The 23908-nt window shown below is 69.4% G+C and carries 24 protein-coding genes; 12 read left to right on the top strand and 12 right to left on the bottom strand.

Annotation, left to right across the window (positions count from 1 at the left end):
• Positions 1-29: 29 nt before the first annotated feature.
• Both cydB and ACZ7DL_RS21570 read right to left on the bottom strand, forming a co-directional pair.
• Complete coding sequence (cydB, locus tag ACZ7DL_RS21565) at positions 30-1049, bottom strand: cytochrome d ubiquinol oxidase subunit II (protein WP_470775998.1); 1020 nt, start codon at positions 1047-1049, stop codon at positions 30-32.
• A gap of 15 nt (positions 1050-1064) precedes the next feature.
• A complete protein-coding gene (locus ACZ7DL_RS21570; RefSeq protein ID WP_470775999.1) occupies positions 1065-2573 on the bottom strand; it encodes a cytochrome ubiquinol oxidase subunit I in 1509 nt (502 codons plus the stop codon).
• 207 nt (positions 2574-2780) lie between these two features.
• Here ACZ7DL_RS21570 and ACZ7DL_RS21575 point away from each other — a divergent pair, with 207 nt between their 5' ends.
• Positions 2781-3158, top strand: coding sequence for a cyclophilin-like fold protein (locus ACZ7DL_RS21575; RefSeq protein ID WP_470776000.1), 378 nt, complete (start codon positions 2781-2783; stop codon positions 3156-3158).
• A gap of 47 nt (positions 3159-3205) precedes the next feature.
• On the opposite strand, the gene hisC is transcribed toward ACZ7DL_RS21575, so the two are convergent.
• The gene (gene hisC, locus ACZ7DL_RS21580; RefSeq protein WP_470776002.1) at positions 3206-4285 is read right to left on the bottom strand and encodes a histidinol-phosphate transaminase; all 1080 of its coding nucleotides are present in this window, start codon (positions 4283-4285) and stop codon (positions 3206-3208) included.
• Positions 4286-4739: 454 nt separating this feature from the next.
• Between hisC and ACZ7DL_RS21585 the strand changes: the two genes are divergently transcribed.
• The 3 genes from ACZ7DL_RS21585 to ACZ7DL_RS21595 all read left to right on the top strand — a co-directional run bounded on the left by ACZ7DL_RS21585 (position 4740) and on the right by ACZ7DL_RS21595 (position 8193).
• Positions 4740-5852 carry a LacI family DNA-binding transcriptional regulator gene (locus ACZ7DL_RS21585; RefSeq protein WP_470776004.1) on the top strand — a complete coding sequence of 371 codons (1113 nt, stop codon included), beginning with the start codon at positions 4740-4742 and terminating at the stop codon, positions 5850-5852.
• Between the two features lie 216 nt (positions 5853-6068).
• Entirely contained in the window at positions 6069-7148 is a 1080-nt protein-coding gene (locus ACZ7DL_RS21590; RefSeq protein ID WP_470776005.1) for a metallophosphoesterase, read from the top strand.
• A gap of 181 nt (positions 7149-7329) precedes the next feature.
• The gene (locus ACZ7DL_RS21595; RefSeq protein ID WP_470776007.1) at positions 7330-8193 is read left to right on the top strand and encodes a hypothetical protein; all 864 of its coding nucleotides are present in this window, start codon (positions 7330-7332) and stop codon (positions 8191-8193) included.
• Between the two features lie 117 nt (positions 8194-8310).
• On the opposite strand, the gene thiC is transcribed toward ACZ7DL_RS21595, so the two are convergent.
• The gene (thiC, locus tag ACZ7DL_RS21600) at positions 8311-10095 is read right to left on the bottom strand and encodes a phosphomethylpyrimidine synthase ThiC (protein ID WP_470776009.1); all 1785 of its coding nucleotides are present in this window, start codon (positions 10093-10095) and stop codon (positions 8311-8313) included.
• 249 nt (positions 10096-10344) lie between these two features.
• On the opposite strand from thiC, the gene ACZ7DL_RS21605 reads away from it, so the two are divergent.
• Positions 10345-11853, top strand: coding sequence for a YibE/F family protein (locus ACZ7DL_RS21605; protein WP_470776140.1), 1509 nt, complete (start codon positions 10345-10347; stop codon positions 11851-11853).
• Positions 11854-11937: 84 nt separating this feature from the next.
• Here ACZ7DL_RS21605 and ACZ7DL_RS21610 read toward each other — a convergent pair whose 3' ends face one another.
• From ACZ7DL_RS21610 to ACZ7DL_RS21625, 4 genes are all read right to left on the bottom strand, one after another.
• The gene (locus ACZ7DL_RS21610; RefSeq protein WP_470776010.1) at positions 11938-12375 is read right to left on the bottom strand and encodes an SsgA family sporulation/cell division regulator; all 438 of its coding nucleotides are present in this window, start codon (positions 12373-12375) and stop codon (positions 11938-11940) included.
• A gap of 99 nt (positions 12376-12474) precedes the next feature.
• On the bottom strand, positions 12475-13428 hold the full coding sequence (locus ACZ7DL_RS21615) for an IclR family transcriptional regulator (protein ID WP_470776012.1): 954 nt from the start codon (positions 13426-13428) through the stop codon (positions 12475-12477).
• Positions 13429-13625: 197 nt separating this feature from the next.
• Positions 13626-13838, bottom strand: coding sequence for a DUF5326 family protein (locus tag ACZ7DL_RS21620; protein WP_356118675.1), 213 nt, complete (start codon positions 13836-13838; stop codon positions 13626-13628).
• A gap of 132 nt (positions 13839-13970) precedes the next feature.
• The gene (locus ACZ7DL_RS21625) at positions 13971-14288 is read right to left on the bottom strand and encodes a cupin domain-containing protein (RefSeq protein ID WP_470776015.1); all 318 of its coding nucleotides are present in this window, start codon (positions 14286-14288) and stop codon (positions 13971-13973) included.
• Positions 14289-14390: 102 nt separating this feature from the next.
• Here ACZ7DL_RS21625 and ACZ7DL_RS21630 point away from each other — a divergent pair, with 102 nt between their 5' ends.
• The 5 genes from ACZ7DL_RS21630 to ACZ7DL_RS21650 all read left to right on the top strand — a co-directional run bounded on the left by ACZ7DL_RS21630 (position 14391) and on the right by ACZ7DL_RS21650 (position 18100).
• Complete coding sequence (locus ACZ7DL_RS21630; protein ID WP_470776016.1) at positions 14391-14768, top strand: phage holin family protein; 378 nt, start codon at positions 14391-14393, stop codon at positions 14766-14768.
• A gap of 7 nt (positions 14769-14775) precedes the next feature.
• Positions 14776-15267 (top strand): low molecular weight protein-tyrosine-phosphatase, encoded by a 492-nt coding sequence (locus ACZ7DL_RS21635; RefSeq protein WP_470776018.1) that lies wholly within the window; start codon positions 14776-14778, stop codon positions 15265-15267.
• Complete coding sequence (locus ACZ7DL_RS21640; protein WP_470776019.1) at positions 15264-16409, top strand: cystathionine gamma-lyase; 1146 nt, start codon at positions 15264-15266, stop codon at positions 16407-16409. The genes ACZ7DL_RS21635 and ACZ7DL_RS21640 overlap by 4 nt, the downstream gene beginning before the upstream one ends.
• Positions 16410-16625: 216 nt before the next feature.
• Positions 16626-17531: a LysR family transcriptional regulator gene (locus ACZ7DL_RS21645; protein WP_470776021.1), complete on the top strand. Its 906-nt coding sequence runs from the start codon at positions 16626-16628 to the stop codon at positions 17529-17531.
• Between the two features lie 86 nt (positions 17532-17617).
• Positions 17618-18100 carry an NUDIX domain-containing protein gene (locus ACZ7DL_RS21650; RefSeq protein ID WP_470776023.1) on the top strand — a complete coding sequence of 161 codons (483 nt, stop codon included), beginning with the start codon at positions 17618-17620 and terminating at the stop codon, positions 18098-18100.
• 6 nt (positions 18101-18106) lie between these two features.
• Here ACZ7DL_RS21650 and ACZ7DL_RS21655 read toward each other — a convergent pair whose 3' ends face one another.
• Together ACZ7DL_RS21655 and ACZ7DL_RS21660 are read right to left on the bottom strand one after the other, a co-directional pair.
• On the bottom strand, positions 18107-19522 hold the full coding sequence (locus ACZ7DL_RS21655; protein ID WP_470776025.1) for a globin domain-containing protein: 1416 nt from the start codon (positions 19520-19522) through the stop codon (positions 18107-18109).
• A gap of 323 nt (positions 19523-19845) precedes the next feature.
• Complete coding sequence (locus tag ACZ7DL_RS21660; RefSeq protein ID WP_470776027.1) at positions 19846-20478, bottom strand: HAD family hydrolase; 633 nt, start codon at positions 20476-20478, stop codon at positions 19846-19848.
• Positions 20479-20628: 150 nt separating this feature from the next.
• Here ACZ7DL_RS21660 and ACZ7DL_RS21665 point away from each other — a divergent pair, with 150 nt between their 5' ends.
• Positions 20629-21495: a GNAT family N-acetyltransferase gene (locus ACZ7DL_RS21665; RefSeq protein ID WP_470776029.1), complete on the top strand. Its 867-nt coding sequence runs from the start codon at positions 20629-20631 to the stop codon at positions 21493-21495.
• Between the two features lie 72 nt (positions 21496-21567).
• Here ACZ7DL_RS21665 and ACZ7DL_RS21670 read toward each other — a convergent pair whose 3' ends face one another.
• Both ACZ7DL_RS21670 and ACZ7DL_RS21675 read right to left on the bottom strand, forming a co-directional pair.
• On the bottom strand, positions 21568-21987 hold the full coding sequence (locus ACZ7DL_RS21670; RefSeq protein ID WP_470776030.1) for a GlcG/HbpS family heme-binding protein: 420 nt from the start codon (positions 21985-21987) through the stop codon (positions 21568-21570).
• Positions 21988-22095: 108 nt separating this feature from the next.
• Entirely contained in the window at positions 22096-23304 is a 1209-nt protein-coding gene (locus ACZ7DL_RS21675; protein ID WP_470776031.1) for an MFS transporter, read from the bottom strand.
• 144 nt (positions 23305-23448) lie between these two features.
• Between ACZ7DL_RS21675 and ACZ7DL_RS21680 the strand changes: the two genes are divergently transcribed.
• Positions 23449-23907 (top strand): MarR family winged helix-turn-helix transcriptional regulator, encoded by a 459-nt coding sequence (locus ACZ7DL_RS21680; RefSeq protein WP_470776032.1) that lies wholly within the window; start codon positions 23449-23451, stop codon positions 23905-23907.
• Position 23908: the final 1 nt, after the last annotated feature.

A 23908-nucleotide genomic window follows, 5' to 3' on the forward strand; every position in this document is an offset into this window, starting at 1 on the left:
GTTTCACGTGAAACACCCCCTCCGCGGACTCAGTGCGCGGCGCCGGCAGCGGCGTCGGGAGCGAGGTGCTGCGTGCCGATCCGCTTGCGGAACACCCAGTACGTCCAGCTCTGGTAGAGCAGCACGAGGGGTGTGGCGATGGCCGCCAACCAGGTCATGATCTTCAGGGTGTACGGGCTCGACGAGGCGTTGGTGACCGTCAGGCTCCAGTCCCCGTCGAGGGTGGACGGCATGACGTTCGGGAAGAGCGACAAGAAGAGCATCGCCACGGCGGCCACGATGGTGATGCCGGACAGTGCGAACGCCCATCCCTCACGCCCGGCCTGGTTGGCCACCAGGGCGGCCACCAGGGCGACGCCGGCCACGATCAGGGCGACCAGGCTCGTGCCGTCGCCGCTGTCGGCCTGTGTCCACAGCAGGAACGTGAGCGCCACGACGGCCGCGACCAGACCGGCCCAGCGGGCCAGCTTCCGGGCCCGCACCCGGATGTCCCCGACGGTCTTGAGCGCGGTGAACACCGCCCCGTGGAAGGTGAACAGCGTCAGCGTCACCAGGCCGCCGAGCAGGGCGTACGGGTTCAATAGATCCCAGACGTCGCCGACGTACTCGAAGTTCTGGTCGAGCTTGACGCCCCGAACAATGTTCCCGAAGGTCACACCCCACAGGAACGCAGGGAGAAGCGAAGTCCAGAAGATCGCCGTCTCCCAGTTGCGCTGCCAGTTCTCCTCCGGCCGCTTGGCCCGGTACTCGAAGGCGACGCCCCGGACGATCAGGCAGACCAGGATGAGCAGCAGAGGCAGATAGAAGCCGGAGAAGAGAGTGGCGTACCACTCCGGGAAGGCGGCGAAGGTCGCGCCGCCCGCGGTGAGCAGCCACACCTCGTTGCCGTCCCAGACCGGGCCGATGGTGTTGATCAGCACCCGGCGCTCCGGCCGGTCACGGGCGAGCAGCTTGGTGAGGATGCCGACCCCGAAGTCGAACCCCTCCAGAAAGAAGTAGCCGATCCACAGGACGGCGATCAGGACGAACCAGACGTCGTGAAGTTCCATGACTGTCCCCTCGGCCTAGTACGAGAAGGCCATCGGCTTGTCGGCGTCACGGTGGTCGCCGCCGATCTTCGTGGGCGGGTTGAGGTCGGCCTCGGTCAGCTCGGGCGGGCCGGCCTTGACGTACTTCGCCAGCAGCTTGACCTCGACCACGGCGAGGATCGCGTACAGCGCGGTGAAGACGGTCATCGAGGTGAGGATCTCGCCCTGGGAGACACCGGGGGAGACCGCGTCCCGGGTTTGCAGCACACCGTAGACGGCCCACGGCTGGCGGCCCATCTCGGTGAAGATCCAGCCCCAGGAGTTGGCGATCAACGGGAAGGCCAGGGTCCAGATCGCGATGCGCCAGTACCAGGTGGTGAGCTTCGGGCTGAGCGCCTCGTTCTTGAACAGGACCAGATGCGGCACCTCGTCGTCGCCCACCCGCAGGTGCTCCGGCAGCATGAACTTCTTGCGGGTCAGCCACAGCCCGGCCAGGCCGATGCCGAAGGAGGCCATGCCGAAGCCGATCATCCAGCGGAAGCCCCAGAAGGTGACGGGGATGTTGGGCCGGTAGTCGCCCGGCCCGAACTTCTGCTGTTCGGCCTTGTTGATGTCGTTGATGCCGGGGACGTACGAGGTGAAGTCGTCGTTCGCCAGGAAGGACAGCAGGCCGGGGACCTCGATGGCGACGGAGTTGTGGCCCTTCTCCACGTCGCCGTAGGCGAAGACGGAGAACGGCGCCGGCTGCTGGCCGTCCCACAGCGCCTCGGCGGCGGCCATCTTCATCGGCTGCTGCTTGAACATGACCTTGCCGAGCAGGTCGCCGCTGACCGCGGTGAGCAGACCGGCGATGACGACGGTGACCAGGCCGAGCCGCAGCGAGGTCTTCATCTCGCGGACGTGCTTCTTGCGGGCCAGGTGGTAGGCGGCGATGCCCACCATGAAGGCGCCACCGGTCAGGAAGGCCGCGGACAGGGTGTGGAAGGCCTGGTTGAGCGCGGTGTTCTGGGTCAGTACGGCCCAGAAGTCGGTGAGCTCGGCACGCCCCTTGACCTTGTCGATCTTGTAGCCGACCGGGTGCTGCATCCAGGAGTTGGCCGCGAGGATGAAGTACGCCGACAGGATCGTGCCGATCGAGACCATCCAGATACAGGCCAGGTGGATCTTCTTGGGCAGCTTGTCCCAGCCGAAGATCCACAGGCCGATGAAGGTGGACTCGAAGAAGAACGCGATCAGCGCCTCGAAGGCGAGCGGGGCGCCGAAGATGTCACCGACGAAGCGCGAGTAGTCCGACCAGTTCATGCCGAACTGGAACTCCTGCACGATGCCGGTGACGACGCCCATCGCGATGTTGATCAGAAAGAGCTTGCCCCAGAACTTGGTCGCCCTGAGGTACTTCTCCTTCTCCGTGCGCACCCACGCCGTCTGGAGCCCGGCCGTGAGGGCTGCCAGGGAGATCGTCAGCGGGACGAACAGGAAGTGGTAGACGGTCGTGATGCCGAACTGCCAGCGCGCCAGTGTCTCCGGCGCCAAAGCCAGGTCCACGTCGTCACTCTCCTTACTACGCCGGGTACAGCGGCGGTTTGCCCCGTCTGTCACGGACATACAAGGCAAACGGGATGCGCTTGTGAACGCGTTCACATTCACAAGCCATTATGACGTACTGATTTTCGGCCCGGGAAGGGGGGTCCCCCCTCTGCCTTCACGTCAAGGCCTTGGCAGCGACTTCAACATCTTGTTGAATTGCGCGTCATGCAGATACGCATTTCCTGGCCCGCGGGGAACATCACCGCGACCCTCGACGCAAGTACCCCGACCACGCAGGCCCTCGCCAAGGGACTGCCACTCGCTTCGATCGCGCACACATGGGGTGAGGAGGTGTATTTCGATACAGGCGTCTCTGTTTCACGTGAAACGGACGCTCGCCAGGTCGTGGAACCGGGCACGGTGGCCTTCTGGACGGACGGCGACGCGCTGGCCCTGCCCTACGGGCCCACGCCGATCTCGCGAGGCGACGAGTGCCGCCTCGCGAGCCCGTGCAACGTCCTCGGCAGTCTGGACGGGGACGCCCGCCTCCTGGCGACCGTACGATCCGGCGATCCCATCCGGGTGGAACTGATCGAGGAATAGCTCCACAACCGAGCTGGAGCCCCTTCGAGCCAGAGCTCCTTGTCTAGCTAGAGCTCCTTGTGGAATGCCTCCGCCACCTTCAGGAAGATGTCGTTCGCCTCGGCCTCCCCGACCGTGACCCGCACACCCTCGCCCGGGAACGGCCGGATCACCACACCGTGCTGCTCACAGGCCTGTGCGAACGCGACCGTCCGCTCCCCCAGTCGCAGCCACACGAAGTTGGCCTGCGTCTCCGGCACCGTCCAGCCCTGGCCCCGCAGCGCGTCGACCACGCGCGTGCGCTCGCACACCAGCGAGCCGACCCGGCCCAGCAGCTCGTCCTCGGCCCGCAGCGAGGCGACCGCCGCGTTCTGCGCGAGCTGGCTCACCCCGAACGGCACCGCCGTCTTGCGCAGCGCCGCCGCCACCGGCTCATGGGCGATCGCGAAACCGACGCGCAGCCCGGCCAGCCCGTACGCCTTGGAGAAGGTCCGCAGCACACACACGTTGGGCCGCTCCCGGTACAGCTCGACGCCGTCGGGCACCTCGGGGTCGCGGATGAACTCCCGGTAGGCCTCGTCCAGCACCACCAGCACATCGCCGGGCACCCGGTCGAGGAACCGCTCCAGCTCGGCCCGCCGCACCACCGTGCCGGTCGGGTTGTTGGGGTTGCAGACGAAGATCAGCCGCGTCCGGTCGGTGATCGCGTCCGCCATGGCGTCCAGGTCGTGCACATCACCCGGCGTCAGCGGCACCTGCACCGAGGTGGCGCCGCTGACCTGCGTGATGATCGGGTACGCCTCGAAGGAGCGCCAGGCGTACATCACCTCGTCGCCAGGGCCGCTGGTGGCCTGGATCAGCTGCTGGGCCACCCCGACCGAGCCGGTGCCGGTGGCCAGGTGGGAGAGCGGGACGCCGAAGCGATCCGACAGCTCGTTCATCAGCCCGGTGCAGGCCATGTCCGGGTAGCGGTTGAAGTCGCAGGCCGCCGCGGTCACGCTCTCCAGCACACCGGGCAGCGGCGGGTAGGGGTTCTCGTTGGAGGACAGCTTGTAGGCGACCGGTCCACCGGCCGCGGCCGGCTTGCCCGGCTTGTAGGTGGGGATACCCTCCAGCTCGGCGCGCAGCTTGGGGCTTGTCTCGCTCACCGCAGTCCTCCTCGCGACCACCGGCGGACCGTCGACACCGCCGGCTTCCAATACTCCTCACCTTATGAGGATTCGGCCCGCCTGCGTACAGGTGCGGGCGGGCTGGAGTGCGGGGACTGGCCCCGAGAGGGGGGCGAGCATCGCTTCTCCCACCGGCATCAGGGGCATCGCCGCACGAAGGCGTACGTTTCGGGGGGCGCGCCGTACATATATCTATGCGCCGGTGGCTTGCGCCCTGGCGCGCGTCCCCCGTGAAGGTGAGTTGAGACCTCTTCGAGACCTCGGGCACTTGGCAGGCCCATACGCGTCGACAAGACACGTCTTACTGTTGAATCCATCAACTGCCTTGATTTCACAGGGAGTTGGCCCCCCATGACCATGCAGAAACGTGCCTGTCAACGCGTGCATATGCGTCCGCACTACCCCACCGCATGAGCCCTACTATCGGCTCGCCATGACAGCAGCAGGGAAGCACCAGGTGAGCCGCGCGGAAACCTCACGTCGAGGCAGCCGGCCGGGTCGGGCGGGCATCAGAGACGTCGCCGCCGCCGCCGGGGTCTCCATTACGACCGTGTCCGACGCCCTCAACGGCAAGGGCCGGCTGCCGGACGCCACCCGGCGCCATGTGCGCGAGGTCGCCGACCGGCTCGGGTACCGCCCCTCGGCCGCCGCCCGCACCCTCCGTACCGGCAAGTCGGGTCTGATCGGCCTGACCGTGACGACGTACGGGGATGAACCTTTCACCTTCACGGAGTTCGCGTACTTCGCCGAGATGGCCCGGGCCGCCACCTCGGCCGCGCTCGCCCGCGGCTACGCCCTGGTCATCCTGCCCGCGACCTCCCGCCATGACGTCTGGTCCAACGTCGCCCTGGACGGCACGGTGGTCATCGACCCCTCCGACCAGGACCCGGTGGTCAGCGAACTCGTGCGGCAGGGCCTGCCGGTCGTCTCCGACGGCCGACCCGCCGGCGCGCTCCCCGTCACCGCCTGGGTCGACAACGACCACGAGGCCGCCGTACTCGGCATCCTCGACCACCTCGCCGACGCCGGCGCCCGCCGCATCGGCCTGCTCACGGGCACCACGACGGACACGTACACCCACCTGTCGACCACCGCCTACCTGCGCTGGTGCGAGCGGGTCGGGCAGGATCCGGTCTACGAGGCCTACCCGGCGCACGACCCGTGTGCGGGCGCCGTCGCCGCCGACCGGCTGCTCGCCCGCCCCGACCGGCCCGACGCGGTCTACGGACTGTTCGACCCCAACGGCACCGATCTGCTCGCCGCCGCCCGCCGCTACGGCCTGCGCGTCCCCGACGACCTGCTGCTGGTGTGTTGCAGCGAGTCCACGGTGTACGCCAGCACCGAGCCGCCCATCACCACGCTCTCCCTGAAGCCGCGGCGCATCGGCACCGCGGTCGTCCAGCTCCTCATCGACGCCATCGAGGGCGTCGAGTCCGACCAGCCGGTCGAGCAGGTGATACCGACCGAGCTGATCGTGCGCACCTCCTCCCAGCGACGACTCCCGCGCACGACGGTCAGCCCGCCGAGGACACCGGACGAGAAGTAGCGCCGGGCCGGCCGGAGGACCGGTCGGCCGACAGCTGGTCGAACATCCGCCCAAACGGGGCGAAAGCCGCGGTGAACTGGAGTCTTGTTCGGATTCCCACCCCTGGGTCATCACACGGCGCGACGCGCATTCCTATGATGGGCCCACGACACCGCGGACCGCTGCGACCAGGCAGTCCGAAGCGGTGCAGATGCGGCGCGATGGTGGAGGGGTCTGATGACTCAGGGGGCCGGTCAGGGACCCGAGACGGAGCGGACGGCGACGCTGCGCGACTTCCGGGTACCCGCGTACGTCCATGAGACCGGTCCGTACATCCGCGGCATCCACCCCGGCGACGCCGTCCCGGCCGCCGACGAGGCGTACCCCACGGGCTACACCCCCACCCAGCGCGACCTGCCCGTCATCAACCGCGGTGACACCCTCCAGGTCCCCGTCGAGCCCGCCCCCGCCACCCCGCCACCGCAGCCCGCGGCGGGCCCGGGACCGCTCTACGTCGTCGGAGACGTCCACGGCTACCTGGACGAACTGGTCGCCGCCCTGCAAGAGCAGGGCCTGATCGACGCCTCCGGCCAGTGGTGCGCCGGCACCACCCGGCTGTGGTTCCTCGGCGACTTCACCGACCGCGGCCCGGACGGCATCGGCGTCATCGACCTGGTCATGCGACTGTCCGCCGAGGCGGCCGCGGCAGGCGGCTACTGCAAGGCCCTCATGGGCAACCACGAGTTGCTGCTGCTCGGCGCCAAGCGGTTCGGCGACACCCCCGTCAACTCCGGCGCGGGCACCGCCACCTTCCAGGCGGCCTGGCTGCTCAACGGTGGCCAGAAGACCGACATGGACCGCCTCCAGGACCACCATCTCCAGTGGATGGCCCGCCTCGACGCCATCGAGGAGGTCGACGGTTATCTGCTCATCCACTCCGACACCACCGTCTACCTGGACTACGGCGACTCGATCGAGGCGGTCAACGACACCGTCCGCGAGACCCTGACCCGCAACGACGCCGACGAGGTCTGGGATCTCTTCCGCAAGTTCACCAAGCGCTTCTCCTTCCGCGACGAGGGCGGCGCCGACGCCGTGCGCTCCCTTCTCGATACGTACGGCGGCACCCGGGTCGTTCACGGGCACAGCCCCATTCCCTACCTCCTCGGCGAGGTCGGCTCCGAGGACGGCGAGGAGGGCACCGGCCCGGCCGTCGAGGGGCCGCACATCTACGCCGACGGGCTCGCCATCGCCATGGACGGCGGAGTGACCATGGCCGGAAAGCTGCTGGTCCGGCAACTCCCTCTGGATATCTGAGCGTTCCGCGGGCAGGCGTCCCCCGGCCGCGTACGCGCAGGCCGGGACGCAATTTCCGGCAATCCCCTGTCACCGTGCGCCGTCACGGCTCTACCATCGACTTATCCGTAGCAGGCTCCCCTCCGTTTCTGCCCGACGGCTCGCCGGCGTGCGAGCCCCAAGCCCTACGGAGCATCGGGGGATGCACATGAAAAGCGTTCCGCAGCACCTGAGGAGCGAGGACCGCCAGGAATTCGAGCGGCTCCTCGATGAGGTGCTGCGCTCCGCACCGCACCGACCGGAACTGGCCGCTGTCGGACAGCGGCTCAACCCCGAACAACTGCGCACCATGGCTCTCAACGCCTCCGCCCTGATCACGACAGCCGCGGCGGCCGAGTACCAGCACTACGTCGAGATCCGCGACGAACTGCGTCACCCGGCGCTGTCCACCCCGCCCACCGCCGACAACTCCGATGCCGTCATCCCTGGTTCGGACGCCACGAGCCTCGCCGCCACCCTGGGCGAAGCCGCCGAGAGCACGGGCGCGGGCGCCACCGCGGTCATCGCCGTCCTGGCTCCCATCCTCTCCGGAACCGCCGCGGTCCTCTTCCTGCTCGTCGGTTACATCCTGAAGATGCTGGACCCCGGGCAGACCCTCGCCCGGGCCATGCTCACCACCGGCTGGGTGTTCGGCGCCATGACCGCGGCCGGGATCCTCGTCGCCGCCGTCGGGCTGGTGCTCACCGCGCTGCGCAACAGCACCTCGGCGGACGCCCGGGCCCAGGAAGCGGCGAGCGAAGAGCTGGCCAGGGCTCGAGAAGCCTGGCGGGACGCCCTGCTGGAGCGCGGCATCCTGCCCTTTCTCCGGGAGGCGCTGGCCGATCCCGGCCCGGCCGCCGTCCCCCACACGGCCCCGCCCGCCCCGACCGGCCGCATGCCGCGCCTGGGCTACGACCGCCCCGGCTTCAGCAGCCCCGGCGATGGCACCGGGGCCGGCCGCCCGAGCTTCACCAGCCCCGACTACACGAGCCCGGACTTCGGCGGTCCGGAACAGCAGCCCGACTAGGGCCGAGCGGCCAACCGGTGTGGTGCCACCACCCCGGTCAGCCGCGAGCCCCCTGCCTGTGCCGCACCAGACGCCCGCCAACGGACCGGCCGGTGCGGCGAAACCGCCGTGCGTGTCTCAGTCGGCGATCGGGAGATACACCCGGTTGCCGGCGGCCGCGAACTCCTTCGACTTCTGGGCCATGCCCTCCTCGACCTCGGCCCGGCTGCCGCCGTGCTCCCGCCGGATGTCCTGCGAGATCTTCATGCTGCAGAACTTCGGGCCGCACATGGAACAGAAATGAGCCGTCTTGGCGGGCTCGGCCGGCAGGGTCTCGTCGTGGAACTCCCGTGCCGTGTCCGGGTCCAGCGCGAGGTTGAACTGGTCCTCCCACCGGAACTCGAAGCGCGCGTCCGACAGGGCGTCGTCCCACTCCTGAGCGCCCGGGTGCCCCTTGGCGAGGTCGGCCGCATGCGCGGCGATCTTGTAGGTGATGACGCCGGTCTTGACGTCGTCACGGTTGGGCAGGCCCAGGTGCTCCTTGGGCGTGACGTAGCAGAGCATCGCCGTGCCCCACCAGGCGATCATCGCGGCACCGATGCCGGAGGTGATGTGGTCGTACGCCGGCGCGATGTCCGTGGTCAGCGGGCCGAGCGTATAGAACGGAGCTTCATCACAGATCTCCTGCTGAAGGTCGATGTTCTCCTTGATCTTGTGCATCGGGACGTGCCCGGGGCCCTCGATCATCGTCTGTACGTTGAAACGCCTGGCGATCCGGTTGAGTTCCCCGAGCGTCTTCAACTCGGCGAACTGCGCCTCGTCGTTGGCGTCCGCGATCGAACCGGGCCGGAGACCGTCACCCAGCGAGTACGTGACGTCGTAGGCGGCGAGGATCTCGCAAAGCTCCTCGAAGTTCTCGTACAGGAACGATTCCTTGTGGTGCGCCAGGCACCACGCGGCCATGATCGAGCCGCCGCGCGAGACGATGCCGGTCTTGCGGTTGGCGGTGAGCGGGACGTACGGCAGCCGGACGCCCGCGTGGACGGTCATGTAGTCCACGCCCTGCTCGGCCTGCTCGATGACGGTGTCCTTGTAGATCTCCCAGGTCAGTTCCTCGGCCTTGCCGTCGACCTTCTCCAGCGCCTGGTAGAGCGGAACCGTGCCGATGGGCACGGGGGAGTTGCGCAGCACCCACTCGCGGGTGGTGTGGATGTTGCGGCCGGTGGACAGGTCCATGACCGTGTCGGCGCCCCAGCGGGTCGCCCACGTCATCTTCTCGACCTCCTCCTCGATGGAGGACGTCACCGCGGAGTTGCCGATGTTGGCGTTGACCTTCACCAGGAACCGCTTGCCGATGATCATCGGCTCGATCTCCGGGTGGTTCACGTTGGCCGGCAGCACGGCCCGGCCCGCCGCGATCTCCTCGCGGACCACCTCGGGAGAAACGTTCTCCCGAATGGCCACGAACTCCATCTCCGGCGTGATCTCGCCCTGTCGGGCGTACGCGAGCTGCGTCACCGCCTGGCCGCTGCGGCCCCGCCGCGGCTGACGCGGGCGCCCCGGGAAGACCGCGTCCAGGTTCCGCAGCCCGCCACGCGGCGAGGTGTGCTTGATCCCGTCGTCCTCGGGACGGACGGGACGGCCCGCGTACTCCTCGGTGTCACCGCGGGCGACGATCCAGTTCTCCCGCAGCGGCGGCAGGCCCCTGCGGACGTCCGTGTCGAAGAGTGGATCGGTGTACGGGCCTGACGTGTCGTACAGCGTGACCGACCGCCCGTTGGTGAGGTGCACCTGACGGACCGGCACGCGCAGGTCGGGGCGCGAGCCCTCGACGTACGCCTTGTGCCAGCCGATGGACTTCCCGGCCTCCTGGGACTTCTCGTCCTGAACAGAGGCAGGCGTGCGTGCGTCCTTGTTGGTCATGAGACCTACTCCCTACGCCGGCATTACCCGGTAACAGGTTCGGCGGTCGACGCAGCGGTTTCCGTCTGCCGATATTTCCGTGGAACATCGCTTGTTCCACGTGAAACATCGGGTCTACGGAGGTCAGCGCCCTCTCAGCCCGGTGCTCCGAGCTCCCGCGTGTGCAAAGGTGCCTCCACGCTAGCGTCATGTGTGGCGCGGTGAACAGTGGGCCTCCACGGTTCTTGCGATGATCGGGTGGTGACCAGGATGGAGCAGTACCCCTACCAGCCGCCGGAGCCGCACCGCCGAGACGGCGCGGGACAGGACTTCGGACACGGCCACGGAACCTATGACGGCGGCCGTGGAGCCGGTCCGGGGCACGGCTCTGCCTCTCCGCACGAGGGCTCGGGTGCCGGCTCGGGAGCGGGAGGTGACGGTCCCGGCCACCACGGTCCCTCGGATCCCGGGCACCACGGCCATTCGCACAGCCACAGTCACGGTCCCGCCGCTCCCGTCTCGCAGCACCTGCGCAAGGTCATCGCGGCGATCCTGGTCCCCTTCACCGCGGCGGTCCTGGTCGGTCTCGTGGTGCTCTGGCCCGGAGGAGCCCCCTCCCACAAGCGCACCGGTGTCGGCTTCGACCGGCAGACCCAGCAGGCCACGGTCACCCGGGTCATCGAGGTCAACTGCAAGTCGGTGAACGCCTCCGGCGACGCCCCGACCGGTGACACCTCCACCGCCGAGGGCACCTCGGCGCAGCAGCAGGCCGACGGAACGTGCAAGAAGGCGACCATCCGGGTCGACACCGGCAAGGACAAGGGCCGTACGTTCACCGAGATCGTGCAGCCGGACCAGTCGCGGCAGTTGCACCAGGGCGAGAAGGTCGTGGTCGCCTACGAGCCCTCCGCTCCGAGGGAGCTTCAGTACTCGGTCACCGATGTGAACCGCACGTTCCCCATGATGCTGCTCGCGGGGATCTTCGCCATCGCCGTCGTCGTTGTGGGCCGGCTGCGCGGCGCCATGGCGCTGGTCGCCCTGGCCGTCAGCTTCCTCGTGCTGACCCTGTTCATCCTGCCCGCGATCCTCCAGGGTTCGAACCCGCTGCTCGTGGCCGTGGTCGGGTCGAGCGCCATCATGCTCATCGCCCTGTACATGTGCCACGGCCTGTCGGCCCGTACCTCGGTGGCGGTGCTCGGCACACTGATCTCCCTCTCGCTGATCGGTGTGCTCGGCTCGCTCTTCATCGGCTGGGCCGCGCTCACCGGCAACACGGACGACAACACCGGCCTGATCCACGGCCTGTATCCATCGATCGACATGAGCGGTCTGCTGCTGGCCGGCGTCATCATCGGTTCGCTCGGCGTGCTGGACGACGTGACGGTGACACAGACGTCGGCCGTCTGGGAGCTGCACGAGGCCAACCCGTCGATGGGCTGGCGCGGGCTGTACCGGGCGGGCATCCGCATCGGCCGCGATCACATCGCCTCCGTGGTCAACACCCTCGTGCTCGCCTACGCCGGTGCGGCACTGCCGTTGCTGCTTCTGTTCTCGATCGCGCAGAGCAGCGTCGGGGCCGTGGCCAACAGCGAGCTGGTGGCCGAGGAGATCGTGCGCACGCTGATCGGCTCGATCGGTCTGGTCGCCTCGGTCCCGGTCACCACCGCGCTCGCCGCGCTGGTCGTCTCGGCCGACCGGTCGGCCCCGGATGCCGTGGCGTCCTCCGGGGCTCAGCCCGCGCCGGCGCGCGGTGGCCGGGGCCGGCGCCGGAAGCGGTGAGCCGGGTGGAGCCCCGCTGAAGAAGCGTTCCTGCACAATTCCGTGCGGCATGGCGGAGTGCCCGCCGCCCCAGGCCGGAACGCTTCAGCCGGCGCTCTGTTCCTCGGCCAGGATGCGGTCCAGGGCCTCCTCCAGATGGGCGTCGAAATCGGCCAGCGCACCTTCCTGGCCGAGCGGCACGAGCTTGTCCGTCCGGTCGAGGAAGGCCACGAGCGGTGGCGCCGACGAGCGGAACAGGGCCCGGTCACCGCCGACCTGAAGCCGGATCAGCACCTCACCCAGCACCTCCGCATCGGCGGGCGCGATGTGCACATCTCCCTCGCCGCACGGACGGCCGACCCCGTCGATCAGCAGCTCCCGCCCGAAGGCCCAGGTCACCGGTGCATCGCCGGGCAGATGAAAAGTGAGCCGCACGGCATAGGGATCACAGGTCTCGTAGCGCAACTCCACCGGGATGCGGAAGGAGAGCTCCTCCGACACGAGAAAGCTCATCATGACTTCTGCCTGTACGGACTCGCGCATTGCCTACCCCGTCATATGACGTCGACTGGCCGGGATTGATCCCTCTGACCGTGGTCAAATCTTGCTTAACGTGCACGGGAGATCACAAGGAGTAAGTTTTCAAATGCTGATAGAGAGCGTGAGCGACCCCAGATGCCGCCCGATCTCCGCCTGGAGTCGGTGGGCCGCGGGCAGCAGCCGGTCAGCCTGGTGGGCGGGGAGAGAGATGGCCATGGTGGCCGCGGTGGTGCCGACCGTGATCGGAACCGCCGCGCAGACCGTTCCGACGGCGTATTCCTGGCGCTCCACCACGGGTTCCATGCGCCGAAGCCTGGCCAGCCGCCGCAGCAGCGCGTCGTTGTCCCGCACGGTGTACGGCGTGATGGCCCGTGCGGGGTACCGGGCGAGATGGTCGCGCCGTGCGTCCTCGTCCAACTGGGAGAGCAGGCACTGCCCGATCGCGTGCGCGTGGCCGGTCTCGCGGAAGTCCGCCCACTCCTCGACCGCGGGCGCCTCACGGGAGTCGGAGACGCACATGACCTCGATCTCCCCGTCCCGGTACATCGCGTAGTACACCGGCACACCGATGGAATCGCGCCAATGAGCGAGCGTGTCCGCCACCGTGCTGCGACGTTTCTGCTGTGCTCCGCTGCGGCCCAGCCGCTCGGCCGCGTCACCGAGGAAGAACAGCCCCTTCTCCCGGCGCAGATAGCCCTCGTGCACCAGGGTGCGCAGCAGGTGGTACGTCGTGGGGAGCGCGAGGCCGGTCTCCCGGGCGAGCTGTTTGGCAGGGGCGCCGTAGGCGTGTGCGGCGACGGTCTCCAGCAGGCGCATGGCGCGCTGGACGGAGCCGATGAGCGTGGCGGTGGATGTCGCCTTGACCGGTGGTCCCGGTACGCCGGTGGAGGAGGGTGGCCCGGTGCGGCCCGGAGCATGCGGGGGGCCGGCGATGTCCGCCGCGTGTGGCCGGCCGGGCACGGGCGGGGCGGCCGGTCGCGGGAGGGGGGATGCGCAGGAGCGCGGGGGGGTGGGGGGTGCGTGGAGTTCTGCCGGTGCGGTGTCAACCGTGGCCAAGAGTCACTCCCGAGGGGCGAGGGGCAGCCCGTGCGGGGAAAGAGCACGGAGGGGGGACTGCGCCACCCACGGGGCCGGACCCCGCGGGGAGTTCCGGACTCTAACCGCCCGCCACCGCGCGCAGACGGCTCCCGGGAAAACTTCCCTCCCCCGAGGGAACCGGTGCTCCCCTCACGCCTCACCGGCCCTCTGATGCCTCACCAGTCGCTGCGCGACGAGGAGTTCCCCATGAACTTGCGCACGACGTAGATCAGTCCGCCGACCAGGGCGACGAAGACCAGCGCCTTGAACAGCAGGCCGATCACGAACCCGACGACGGTCGCTATCAGGCCGCCGAACACCACCAGGGCGATGACCGGCACCGCGACCCACTTCACCCACCACGGCAGCCCCGCGAATATCTCTCGCATCGCCCTCGTCCTTTGCATCTCGTGCGTTGTTGATGTTCCGCACTCGATGCTAGGGCCGCGCAGGGGCCCGGCGGGGGCCTCGCATCCCTTGTCCTCCCCTGACCCGTCCCCTAGGGATCCCGGGGTCCGGGCTCACGCCTCGGGCGGAGAGAACACGACGAGCACCCTGAGGTCCTCGCTGATGTGGTGGAACTTGTGCGCGACCCCTGCGGGCACGTACACGACGCTTCCCCGCGCCACCTGGGTCGTCTCCAGACCGACCGTGATCGAGGCCCGGCCGCTGACCACGAAGTACACCTCGTCCTGGTTGTGCGGCTTCTGCGGGTCGTGCTCGCCCGCGTTCAGGGCGTACAGGCCGACCGACATGTTCCGCTCGTGCAGAAATTGCAGGTAGGCGCCCTCGTTGGCGGCGCGTTCCGCCTCCAGTTCGTCCAGCCGGAAAGCCTTCATCGCCGCTGCCGCCCTCGCCTCACCACTCGCTGTTCCCCTGGTCGCCGTCACACCGCTCGCCGTCCATCGTCAGTGCGCGTCCGGTCTGCCACGATCAGACACATGAAGAATTTCCTAGTCAAGACGATCGCCAACGCGGGCGCCCTGGCGGTCGCGGTGTGGCTGCTCGACAAGATCACCCTCACGGGTGACAACACCGCCAAGAAGGCCGGCACGCTGATCGTCGTCGCGCTGATCTTCGGTCTGGTGAACTGGCTGGTCAAGCCCATCGTGAAGGTGCTCACCTTCCCGCTCTTCATCCTGACCCTGGGCCTGATCACCCTGGTCGTCAACGCACTGATGCTGCTGCTGACCTCCTGGGTGTGCGGCAAGCTCGACCTGAGTTTCCACGTGGAAGGCTTTTGGACGGCCGTCATCGGTGGTCTGATCATCTCCGTCGTCTCCTGGGCGCTGCACGTCGTCCTGCCCGACGAGGACTGACCGCGCCATGACCTACCGCGTCTGCTTCGTGTGCACCGGCAACATCTGCCGCTCCCCGATGGCCGAATCCGTCTTCCGCGCGCGCGTGGCGGAGGCCGGGTTGGAGGATCTGGTGGCGGTCGACAGCGCCGGCACCGGCGGCTGGCACGAGGGCGAGCCCGCCGACCCGCGCACCGTCTCGGTCCTGGACGAGCACGGTTACGACAGTGAGCACATCGCCCGCCAGTTCCAGCCGTCGTGGTTCGCCCGCCTCGACCTTGTGATCGCCCTCGACGCCGGCCATCTCAAGGCCCTGCGCCGGCTTGCACCCACCGAGGAGGACGCACACAAGATTCGCCTGTTCCGCTCCCACGACCCCGCCGCCGGCGCCGACCTCGACGTACCGGACCCGTACTACGGGGGACGGGACGGCTTCGAGGAGTGCCTTGGGATGGTGGAGGCGGCGAGCATCGGCCTGCTCGCCGCCGTACGGGCCGAGCTGAAGGGACGAGCCGTATGACCGATGCCGAGAACGAGGGCCGCCCCGGTGAGGGCACGCGCGCGGTCCGGGCGGGGCTGCCCGAGCCGGTCAAGCACGAGCCGACCCTGCCCGGGCCGGTCTTCGCGGCCCACTTCCACCTGTCCGGCGAGGTGACGGGACCGTACGCGTACGGCCGTGACGACAACCCGACCTGGACGCTGCTGGAGCGGGCCATCGGCGAACTGGAGGCGCCGGGCCGGGACGACGTCGAGACGCTGGTGTTCGCCTCCGGCATGGCGGCGATCTCCTCCGTGCTGTTCTCACAGCTGCGCGCGGGGGACGCGGTCGTGCTGCCGTCCGACGGCTACCAGGTGCTGCCGCTGGTCGGCGCCCAGCTGGAGGCGTACGGCATCGAGGTCCGCACCGCGCCGACCGGCGGCGACGCCCAGCTGGAGCTGCTCGACGGGGCGCGGCTGCTGTGGATCGAGTCCCCGTCGAACCCCGGGCTCGACGTGTGCGACATCCGGCGGCTGGCCGAGGCGGCACACGCGCATGGCGCCCTGGTGGCCGTCGACAACACGCTCGCCACCCCGCTCGGGCAGCGCCCGCTGGAGCTGGGCGCCGACTTCTCGGTGGCCAGTGGTACCAAGCAGCTCACCGGGCACGGGGATGTCCTGCTGGGCTACGTCACCGGCCGCGACGCCGAGGCCATGGCCGCCGTTCGCCGCTGGCGCAAGATCGTCGGCGCGATCTCCGGTCCCATGGAGGCTTGGCTCGCGCATCGATCGATCGCCACGCTCCAGCTGCGTGTCGACCGCCAGAACGCCACCGCCCTCGCCGTCGCCGAGGCACTGCGCCGGCGTCCCGAGGTCTCCGGACTGCGCTACCCGGGTCTGCCCGACGACCCCTCACACAAGATCGCCTCGGAGCAGATGCGTCGCTATGGCTGCGTCGTCTCCTTCACGCTGCCCACGCGCGCGCGAGCCGAACGTTTCCTCGCGGCCCTGCGCCTGGTGGAAGACGCGACGAGCTTCGGCGGGGTGCGGTCCACGGCCGAGCGCCGCCGCCGCTGGGGCGGGGACGCGGTCCCGGAGGGCTTCATCCGCATGTCCGTCGGCGCCGAGGACGCCGAGGACCTGGTGGCCGACGTACTGCGCGCCCTGGACGCGTCCGCCGGTTGAGCGCCCCCGTGTCCGCCCACCGATACCGTCAGGACGGTCCGAGCCTCCCCCCTCGTGGCTCGGACCGTCTGCGGCTTTCGTGGTGGAAAGCCCGCACGAACAAGGCTAGTTGACTGTCTGTCAGTGTCCAATCACGGTAGCGACACAGACCTATCGACTTATTTATGGTTGGTGCCTGCCTGGGGGCCGGAGGGGCAGTAACTGGGAGGGCGTGCCATGGATCTGGCCTTGCTGCGGACCTTCGTCACCGTGCACCGGGCCGGTTCCTTCACCCGCGCCGCCGCCCTGCTCGGCCTCTCCCAGCCCGCCGTCACCTCACAGATCCGCACGCTGGAGCGCCAGCTGGGCAGACCCCTTTTTCTTCGGCAGGCGCGCGGGGTGACGCCCACGACCATCGGCGACGAACTCGCGCACAAGGCCGCGCCGCACCTCGACGCGCTGGTGGAGATAGCCGAGGGCGGCCTGGACGACGAGTCCTCGTCATGGACGCTGCACCTGGCCGGGCCGCCGGAATTCATCGCCGAGCGTGCGCTGCCCGCTTTGACGGAGCTGACCGGCGAGGACGGCCAGGCCTTCGCGCTGCGCGCCTCCTTCGGCACGTCCGAGGAGACGCTGGACGGGCTGGCCTGCGGCCACCATGATCTGGCCATCACCACCGCCCGGCCGCGCGGGGCTCTGCTCACCGCCACTCCGCTCTGTGACGAGGAACATGTGCTGGTCGCGGCCCCACGCTGGGCGGAACGGATCGGATCGGACGCGGTACGGCTGAAGGGCGCGCCGGCCCTGGAGAGCCTGCCCTTGGTCGAGGTCCACGAGTCGCTGCCCTTCGTCTCGCGCTACTGGGCCGCCGTCTTCGACTCCCGTCCGGCCGCCACGGGCACGATCGTCGTCCCCGATCTGCGGGCCGTGCTCTCCTGCGCGATCGCGGGCGCCGGACTGGCGGTGCTGCCGCGCTATCTGTGTGCCCCCGCCCTCCGTCAGGGCACGATCGTCACCCTGCACGACCCGGCGGTGCCGCCGCTGCGCACCTACTTCCTGGTGGTGCGGACCGGCACCCTCGGCATGCCCCCTGTCGCACGGGCCCACGAGTGGCTCCAGCGCGCCGCCACGGCGTGGTGCTGACTGATCCGGCGCGGGTACACACGCTGCGGTGGTGCGGTGGCGCTTTGCGATGTTTCACGTGGAACCAGCCGGGCCACATTTCTCCCATGACCGTCCGACCCGTGGTCAAGCGCACCGCCCGCGCCGTTCTGCTGGACGGTGACGACCTGATCCTGATCAAGCGCACCAAGCCCGGTGTCGATCCCTACTGGGTCACCCCCGGTGGCGGAGTCGAGCCCGGGGACTCGACCGTCGTGGACGCCCTGCACCGAGAGGTGTACGAGGAGCTCGGCGCCAAGATCACCGATGTGGTGCCGTGCTTCGTGGACACGGTGGAGCACATCGGTGAGGACGGCGGCTCGACCGGTGTGAAGGTGCAGCACTTCTTCGTCTGCCGGCTGGAGTTTATGGATCCGGCCCTGCGGCACGGCCCCGAAGTGGATGAGCCGACTGGTGAATACGAGATCGTCCGCGTTCCGTTCACCCGCGTCGGTATCGCCTCCGTCCACCTCGTGCCGCTGTCCCTGCGTCACTACCTGGACGGGAACATCGAGGGAGTACGTGCCATGCACGCCCCCGACCTCGGGTGAGCGCCATCAGTCCGCCGCGACGAGCAGTTCCTCCACGGAGTCGTGCCGTATGCGGCTCGACGGGATGCCGATGTCCCGGAGCGCGTCGATGCCGCTGCGGATCATGCCGGGCGGGCCCGAGAGGTAGCCGTCGTACTCGTTCCACGGGCCGTATTCGCGTACGGCGTCGGGCAGCTGGAGTCGTGCCTGCTGGTCTACGACCGCCCGGACCGACAGCCAGGGGTGGCTCTGCTGGAGCCTGAGCAGGGTGTCGATGTCGTAGAGGCCGTGGTCGGTGCGTGCCCCGTAGAACACCTCGACCGGGCGGCGTTCGCCGTGCTCGGCGACGTCCTCCACCAGGGCCTTGATGGGCGCTATGCCGGTGCCGCCGCCCAGGCATAGCAGACCGCTGTCGGTGGTGTGATCGACGGTCATCGAGCCGGTCGGCGGGCCGAGGCGTATCACGTCTCCGGGCCGTGCGCGGTGCACCAGCGCGTTCGAGACCCAGCCGGCCGGGACGGCCTTCACATGGAACGTCAGCAGTCCGTCGGAGCGGGGCGCGGAAGCGAAGGAGTAGTGCCGCCACACCCGTGGCCACCAGGGGGTTTCCACGCTTGTGTACTGGCCCGCGAGGAACGGGTACGGCTGGTCGGGACGGACGGTGAGGATCGCGACGTCCGGCGCCCGCAGATCGTGCGTGACGACCTCGGCCTGCCACCAGGCCGGGGCCAGCAGCTCATCCGCCGCCGCGGCGTCGATCATGACCTGGGACATCGTCGTGTACGCCCGCACCCAGGCCGCTTCGGTCTCCGGGGTCCACACGGTGGCGGCGTACTTGCTCAACGCGCCGATGAGGCATTCGCCCAAGGCCGGATAGTGCTCGGGGCGCGTCCCGTACTTGCGATGTCCGCGGCCGAGATTCTGCAGGTAGTCGACGAGGACCGGGGTGTTGTCCAGGTGCTCGGCCGTCGTGAGCAGTGCCTTCAGCAGGCGGTCCCGCTGGGCGTCCATCGCGGCCGGGAAGAGCGACCGCAGCTCGGGGTGGCGGACGAAGAGCAGAGCGTAGAAGTAGGAGGTGACCTTGTCGGCGACGGGGCCGATCTCGGTCATCGTGCGCCGGATGAGGTGGGCGTCCGGAGAGCCCTCGTCGGAGGCGGCCTCCGGCCACTGCGCGGGTACGCGCGACAGGATCGCTGGGTCACCGTGCGAGACCGCGGAGTGCTCCGGCGGTACGGCCGCGTCCCCGTGCGGGACCGGAACGGTCCGGTGGGTGAGGGCCGGCAGGGCGGGCGTGCCCGGTACGGCATGGGCGGTGCCTGGCCGGCGTCCATCGTGCGCCTCCTGGTCACCGTCCGGCGGAGCCGAGGGCACCTTGCGCGGCGCGAACCAGCCGCCGCCGCCCGACATGCCGTTCTCCCCCGACGTGGTGGTCGGAGCGTCCATGGTGTGCCCTCGCCTCGAACGTCTCTCGGTCGGTCTGCGCACCCTCCTGCCCGGAAGGCGCATGTTTTCCCCGATGGGCGGCCGGCCGTAGCGCCGTGTCCCGCAGCTTCCCGCCCCGATCGGCTGCCGCGGTCGTATACCCGGAAACGCGGTTCTTCGGCCTCTCCGTCCCGTTAGGCTGCCTGCCCTGTTCTCGGCCCGTGATGCGTGCGCTCCGTCCCGGACGTGAACCGGAGTGGACCCTACCGACCGTCCGCGCCCGTACAAGTCCCTCCTGCTCCCTCACGACGCGCGAGCGCGGTGGGCATGGCGAGGTCCGTCAACTACCGGATCCGGTTGACCAGTTCATAGGCATCCCACAGGTCACGCCCCGTGTAGGAGTGGGTCGCGAGCCCGGCCAGATGGGCGTCGGCGTTGACTGCCACGGAAGTCGGTACGACAGCAAACAGCTCCTTGTCCGACGACGAGTCGCCGTAGGCCACGCAGTCCGCTCTCGCCACGCCGAACTCCGCGCAGAGCCGGTCCGCGATGGTCACCTTGGCCGCGGCGCTGAGCGCCCCGGCCGGGTCGACGGGCTCGGTGAACGGCACGGCCGGGAACCGCGATCCATGGGCCGCGTGGGCGCCCCAGTCGAGGAGGAGTTCCACGAAGAAGGAGGGCGAGAGAGACACCACCGCGCAGTATTCACCCGCGTTTTTGATCTCCGTCCAGACCTCACGGATCCTCGCCAGCCAAGGAGCGGCCTCGAACGCGGCGCGTACATGTGCCTCGGTCAGATCAGCCCACAGCTCGTACACCTGTGCCGCGTACTCCGGCGGACCGATCCGTCCTGCCGCGATCGCCCGGTCCAGCGCCACCGTCTCCGCTTCCAGCCCCAACTGGCGGGAAATCTCCACCGGAGCGGTGGTGCCGTGCAGCAAAGTGCCATCGAGATCGAACAGATGAAGTCTCGCCATGGCGCTGAGGCTAGTGGGCTGCCGATGTTTCACGTGAAACACCCACAGCTGTCCATGGGCTGTGCGCCTGGCTACGAGGTGGCCAAAAGCACGTGCGTCTGCATCGAAACGGGTGGACGGCAGGGGTGCCGGTCGGACAGCCTGACCTGCGTGCCGACTCCTTCCCTCGCCGACCTGCCCATCCGTCGTCTGACGCTCCGCGATCTCACCGCCTGCGCCGACCTGTCCGAAGACCGGGGGTGGCCCCGGGAGGAACACAAGTGGGGATTCCTCCTCACGGCCGGAAAGGGCTTGGGCATCGATGACCCCGAGGGTGGTCTTGTCGCCGCGTGCGTGGTCACGGAGTACGGCGCGTGGGGGCGGCCGGATCTCGGCGCCGTCGGCATGGTTCTGGTGGCCGAACGTCATGCCCGCAGGGGCGTCGGTCGCCGCCTGATGCGGCATGTCGTGTCGACCATGGGGCCCACCCCGCTGACCCTGCATGCCACGCCGTCCGGCCGTCCCCTCTACGAGGAGCTGGGCTTCAAGGTGACGGGCCGGACGGAGATGCTGAGTGGCCGCTTCGCGCCCGGTGGCCCGGAGCCCGCAGTCACCACGCGTGCCGCCACCGCGGAGGACCTGCCCGCGATTCTGCGGCTCGACGAGGAGGTGTTCGGCACCGACCGCACGCCCCTCATCACCCGGCTGCCCGCCTTCGCCGATCAGCTGCGGGTGGCCGAGGAGGACGGTCGGCTCATCGGCTACACGGCCGCGTGGCCCAACATGGACACCCATGTCGTCGGCCCGCTGATCGCCCGGGACACGGAGACCGCCAAGGCGCTCATCGCCTCGCTGGCGGCGCGTACGGACCGTCCCTTGCGCACCGACATCGACGTGCGCCACGAGGAGCTGCTGGCCTGGGCGAAGGAGCGAGGGATGGCCTCCGTGGCCTTCGGGTCCGTGATGACCTACGGCATCACGGACCTGCCGGGGGACTGGACCCGACGGTTCGCACCGCTGACGGTCGCCGCAGGCTGAGCCGTCGTACGACGCACGCCGGCCCCGCCGCTCCTGGCGGCGGGGCCGGCGTCATGAGGCCCGGACTGTGGCTCAGGCGAGGGCCTGCACGGCCGCGGTGGCGAAGCCGTGGTCCTGCTCCGGCGCACCACCGCCGACGCCGATCGCACCGATCAGCCGGCCGTCCCGGTGGACGGGGATGCCACCCGCGATGAACAGCAGGGGCCGGTCGAGGGCCGTGGGCAGCGTGTGGAAGAGCCCGCCGGGCTGGACGGCATCGACGAGGTCGGCGGTGGGCGCGTTCAGCTGAAGGGCCGTATAGGCCTTGCGGGTGCTGGTCTCACCCGAGATCAGCACGGCCCGGTCGTCCCGGCGGAAGGCGAGCAGGTGGCCACCGGTGTCCAGAACGGTGACGCTGACGGTGACTCCGGCTTCCTCGGCCGCCCGGCGGGCCGTGGTGACGAGCAGCTCGGCGTCCTCGGTGGTGAGCGGGGCGACGGCGGTGGTGCTCATGGAGCTGTCTCCTTGGATGGTGCAGTGGTGGGTGCTTGCCGTACCGGGAACGGCCCCGGTACGGAGCTGTGGGATTACGGATGGCGAGGCGCCCGGGGTGCGGGCGGCTCAGTGGTGGACGTGCGCCTGCTGCCCCGCCGGCGTCCCGGAGGCGACCACGGTGCCGGGCGTACGGTCGCGGCGCTCCAGGGCGGCGGAAAGGACGGCGAGGACGAGGGCGGCAGCGGCGAGGGCGGCGCCGACCCAGTTGGGGGCCGTGTAGCCGAAGCCGGCCGCGATCACGAGGCCGCCGAGCCAGGCGGACAGGGCGTTGCCCAGGTTGAAGGCGCCGATGTTCACGGCCGCCGCGAGCGTCGGGGCGCCGTGCGCCTGGTCGAGGACGCGCTTCTGAAGCGGCGGCACGGTGGCGAAGCCCAGGGCGCCGATCAGCGCGATGGTCACCGCGGCCGCGATCTTGTTGTGGGCGGTGAGTGTGAAGAGCGCCAGGACGACGGCCAGGGCGCCGAGCGAGACGTACAGCATCGGCATCAGCGCGCGGTCGGCGAACGTGCCGCCGACGAGGTTGCCGCCGACCATGCCGAGGCCGAACAGAACCAGCAGCCAGGTGACCGAGCCGTCGGCGAATCCGGCGATGTGGGTCATCATCGGCGCGATGTAGGTGATGGCCGCGAAGACACCGCCGAAGCCGAGGACGGTCATCGCCATGGCGAGCAGCACCTGAGCGTTCTTGAAGGCGGCCAGCTCGTGCCGCAGGTGTACGCCCTCCGGCCGCGGCAGCTCGGGAACGAGCTTGGCGATACCGGCGAGACCGACGACCCCGAGGGCGGCGACGAGGCCGAAGGTGACGCGCCAGCCGATGGCCTGTCCGATCAGCGTGCCCAGCGGGACGCCGACGACATTGGCGACGGTCAGGCCGGTGAACATCATCGCGATGGCGCCGGCCTTCTTGTCGGGCGCGACCAGCTCGGCCGCGACGACCGAGCCGATGCCGAAGAAGGCACCGTGGGCAAGCGAGGCGACCACGCGTCCGAGCAGCATGATCACAAAGGCGGGGGCCGCGGCGGAGAGCAGGTTTCCGGCGATGAACAGGCCCATCAGCAGCATCAGCATCCGCTTGCGCGGGATCTTGGTGCCGAACAGGGTCATCAGCGGGGCACCTATGACCACACCGAGCGCGTAGCCGGTCACGAGCAGGCCCGCCGTGGGGATGGAGACCCCGAAGTCGCCTGCGACCTCGGGCAGCAAGCCCATGATCACGAACTCGGTCGTTCCGATTCCGAAGGCCCCGATCGCGAGGGCCAGAAGCGCGAGAGGCATGTGGGGGTACACCTTCCCAGACGATTGCAGGAGCGCTTTGCGTTCGCCCACAATAATTGCAGACGCGGGAACTTGCAAGCGCCGACTATTGCGCCGGTGCTCTACTCTGGTGGTGCAGCCGCTCCGGGACGGAGGAAAACGCCAATGACAGCGACGGACCCCGCGCTCACCGCCCTCGCCCAGGGCTGGTGCGCTCTTTCTGCGCTGCACGGAAGGATCGAGGCGCTCATCGAGCGCGCCCTTCAGGCCAAGCACGACCTGAGCGTGCGCGAGTACTCCCTGCTGGACGTGCTCAGCCGGCAGCACGACGGCGAGGGCGGACATCTGCAAATGAAGCAGGTCGCCGACGCGGTCGTACTCAGCCAGAGCGCCACCACCCGCCTGGTGACCCGGCTGGAGGACCGCGGCCTGCTCGAGCGCTACCTGTGCCCGACCGACCGGCGCGGCATCTACACCAACGTCACCGAGGCGGGCCTGCGGCTGCTGGAGGAGGCGCGGCCCACCAATGACGCGGCGCTGCGCGAGGCCCTGGACGACGCCGCCAAGAACCCCGAACTGGCCCCGCTGGTCCGGGTGGTGGAGTCACTGAACGTGCCCGCGTAGG

It is taken from the genome of Streptomyces sp. NPDC036984, from assembly GCF_055607665.1.